This is a genomic window from uncultured Cardiobacterium sp., assembly GCF_938028185.1.
Lineage (GTDB): Bacteria > Pseudomonadota > Gammaproteobacteria > Cardiobacteriales > Cardiobacteriaceae > Cardiobacterium.
In genome coordinates this window covers 1-3,537 of the sequence record NZ_CALJAH010000018.1, presented here as the reverse complement: position 1 = coordinate 3,537, position 3,537 = coordinate 1, and the positions used below count along the sequence as shown (strand labels likewise).

General features: G+C 63.5%; 3 protein-coding genes. 2 read left to right on the top strand and 1 reads right to left on the bottom strand.

Annotated elements, in window-relative coordinates; genetic code table 11:
- Positions 1 to 272: 272 nt before the first annotated feature.
- The gene (bioB, locus tag Q0349_RS00715) at positions 273 to 1,295 is read right to left on the bottom strand and encodes a biotin synthase BioB (protein ID WP_298078837.1); all 1,023 of its coding nucleotides are present in this window, start codon (positions 1,293 to 1,295) and stop codon (positions 273 to 275) included.
- Between the two features lie 69 nt (positions 1,296 to 1,364).
- On the opposite strand from bioB, the gene Q0349_RS00710 reads away from it, so the two are divergent.
- On the top strand, positions 1,365 to 2,495 hold the full coding sequence (locus tag Q0349_RS00710) for an S-(hydroxymethyl)glutathione dehydrogenase/class III alcohol dehydrogenase (protein WP_298078836.1): 1,131 nt from the start codon (positions 1,365 to 1,367) through the stop codon (positions 2,493 to 2,495).
- Positions 2,492 to 3,352 carry an S-formylglutathione hydrolase gene (gene fghA, locus Q0349_RS00705; RefSeq protein WP_298078835.1) on the top strand — a complete coding sequence of 287 codons (861 nt, stop codon included), beginning with the start codon at positions 2,492 to 2,494 and terminating at the stop codon, positions 3,350 to 3,352. Before Q0349_RS00710 ends, fghA begins: the two co-directional genes overlap by 4 nt.
- Positions 3,353 to 3,537: the final 185 nt, after the last annotated feature.

Sequence of the window (3,537 nt, the reverse complement as noted above, 5' to 3'; positions counted from 1 at the left end):
GGCATTCATGCCCGACGTTTTTTGATGTCGGCCATAAATGGCCGACCTACGCGCTGCTCGCATGGGTTTGGCGACAATGAGATGATAGAGTATTCTGCAGCGACATGTTTTGCGTGAGTGTATCAGGTGTGCCGCTGCCCCAATGCCCGCGTGCCATGTTGGCTGCGCCGCCACACACCCTACGCACGGGTTGCCGCATTCATGGCGACGGTTTTGCGACGGTGGGACAAGCCCCCACCCTACGGACAGCCCGCAGCCCGAATGACGGCCGCTCACGGTGCGCCCTCTACCTGCGTTTGTCGCCGCGGGTAATACATCCCCACCGCTGCCCGCGGTGGTGGCGGTTCTTCTGGCGCCGCGCGCATTTGCGGGTTGAGGTCGAGTTTGGCGAAAAGCGCCGCGTCGCGGTCTTCTTCCGGGTTGGGCGTGGTCAGCAGTTTGCAGCCGTAGAAGATGGAGTTCGCGCCCGCCATGAAGCACAGCGCCTGCATTTGTTCGTTCATGCTTTCCCGCCCGGCGGAGAGGCGCACCGCCGATTTCGGCATGAGGATGCGGGCGACGGCGATGACGCGGATGAAATCGAAGGGCTCGAGGTCATCGGCGTGCGCCAGCGGCGTGCCTTTGACGCGCACCAGTTGGTTTATCGGCACGCTTTCCGGCGGCGGGTTGAGGTTGGCAAGCTCTACCAACATGGCGAGGCGGTCGTCTTCTGCCTCGCCCATGCCGAGGATGCCGCCGGAGCAGATTTTCATCCCCGCCTTGCGCACGTTTTCCAGGGTGTGCAGGCGGTCGTCGTAGTTGCGGGTGGTGATGATTTCGCGGTAGTAGCGGCGGCTGGTGTCGAGGTTGTGGTTGTAGTAGTCAAGCCCGGCATCGGCAAGGGTTTGTGCCTTGTTTTCGTCGAGCATGCCAAGCGTCATGCAGGTTTCCAACCCCAACGCCTTGACGCGCTGCACGACTTCGACGAGATAGGGCATGTCTTTTTCTTTCGGGTCGCGCCAGGCGGCGCCCATGCAGAAGCGGGTCGCGCCCTGTTCGCGCGCGCGTTCGGCGGCGGTGAGGATTTCGTCGATTTTCAGGAGCGCTTCACGGCTGACGCCGGTGTGGTAGCGCGCGCTTTGCGGGCAGTATTTGCAGTCTTCCGGGCAGGCGCCGGTTTTGATGGAGAGCAGGGTGCTGATTTGGATTTGCTGCGGGTCGTGGTGCGCGCGGTGCACGGTCTGCGCCTGATAGAGCAGTTCCATGAAGGGCAGCGCGTAGAGCGCCTGCGCTTCGGCGAGGGTGTGTCGGGTCATACGGGTTGCCGGTGGGTGATAGGGCGGCAAGTGTACAATGCGCTTCCCAAACTTGAGAGGACTAACGTCATGAATTTTGTTAAAACCCGTGCCGCCGTTGCCTGGGCGCCGAAGCAGCCGCTGGTGATTGAGGAGCTGGATTTGATGCCGCCGCAGGCGGGTGAGGTGCTGGTGCGTCTGGTCGCCAGCGGCGTCTGCCATACCGATGCCTACACCCTGGACGGGCTGGACGCGGAAGGCGTCTTCCCCTGCGTCCTCGGCCATGAGGGCGCGGGCGTGGTGGTCGCGGTCGGCGCAGGCGTGACCAGCGTCGCCCCCGGTGATCATGTCATCCCGCTTTATACCGCCGAATGCGGCGAATGCGAGATGTGCCGCTCCGGCAAGACCAATCTCTGCTCGGCGGTGCGCGCCACCCAGGGCAGGGGGCTGATGCCGGACGGCACGGTGCGTTTTTTCAAGGACGGCCAGCCCATTTATCACTACATGGGCTGCTCGACCTTTTCCGAATACACCGTGGTCGCCGAGGTCAGTCTCGCCAAAATCCAGCCGGAGGCGGATTTGCGCGAAGTCTGCCTGCTCGGCTGCGGCGTCACCACCGGCATGGGCGCGGTCATCAAGACGGCGAAGGTGCAGGCGGGCGATAGCGTCGCCATTTTCGGCCTCGGCGGCATTGGGCTTGCTGCCATCATCGGCGCGCGGATGCAGGGCGCGGGGCGCATCATCGGCATTGACGTCAATCCGGACAAATTCGCCCTCGCGCGCAAGCTGGGCGCCACCGACTGCATCAACCCGCGCGATTTCAACCAGCCGATTCAGGACGTCATCATTGACCTGACCGGCGGTGGCGTTGATTACTCCTTCGAGTGCATCGGCAATGTTGATGTGATGCGTTCGGCACTGGAATGTTGCCACAAGGGCTGGGGCGAATCGGTCATCATCGGCGTCGCCCCGGCGGGTGCGGAAATCCGCACGCGGCCGTTCCAGCTCGTCACCGGGCGCGTCTGGCGCGGCTCGGCCTTCGGCGGCGTCAAAGGGCGCAGCGAACTGCCCGGCATCGTCCAGCAATACCTCGACGGCAAATTCCGCCTCGACGACTTCATCACCCACACCATGCCGCTCGAAGACATCAACCGCGCCTTTGAGCTGATGCACGCGGGCAAATCCATCCGCAGCGTCATCCATTACGGGGACGCGGCATGAGCGCGCCGGAGCTGCTCGCCTGCAACAAGGCATTCGGCGGCGAACAGCGGCGCTACCGCCACCACGCCGACAGCACCGCCTGCGCCATGACTTACGGCCTCTACCTGCCGCCGCAAGCATTGGCGGGCGCGCGCGTGCCGCTACTCTACTGGCTTTCCGGCATCACCTGCACCGACGAGAATTTCAGCCAAAAAGCCGGGGCGCAGCGCTACGCCGCCGCATATGGCCTCGCCCTCGTCATGCCGGACACCTCGCCGCGCGGCGCGGACGTCGCCGACGACCCCGGCTACGACCTCGGCCAGGGCGCAGGATTCTATGTCAACGCCACCCGCGCGCCGTGGGCGGCGCACTACCAAATGTACGACTACATCGTGCAAGAACTGCCCGCCTTCCTCGAACAACATCACCCGCTCAGCGACCAGCGCAGCATCGCCGGACACAGCATGGGCGGCCACGGCGCGCTGCAAATCGCGCTGAAAAACCCGCGGCAATTCGCCGCCGTCTCCGCCTTCGCGCCGATAACGAATCCCAGCGAAACGCCGTGGGGACAAAAAGCCTTCACCGCCTATCTCGGCGACGACCGCGCCCGCTGGGCGGAATACGACAGCACCGCGCTGCTGGAAACCTTGCAACAGCCGCTGCCGATACGCATCGACCAGGGCGACGCCGACGAATTCCGCCCGCGCGAATTGCAGGCGGACGCATTCGCCGCCCGCGCGCAGGCATTAGGGATTGACGTGGAATACCACCTCCGCCCCGGCTATGACCACAGCTACTACTTCATCGCCAGCTTCATCGGCGAACATATCGCCTGGCACGCGGCGGCGCTGGGGTTGCGCCCCGCCAACCAGCCATAAAATCAACGATTGATAGGCAAGATACACAGCCCTTGCCTATCCGCAGCAATCAGGTCATTGCAAACACACGCTGCGCAGATTCCATTTGCACCGCTACCCATTGATATATGGCGCACTCACAAAATTCAGTACAAGGCGCGCCGCCTGATCGTATGAGGCTTTCGGTGGACGGCGATAAAATCATC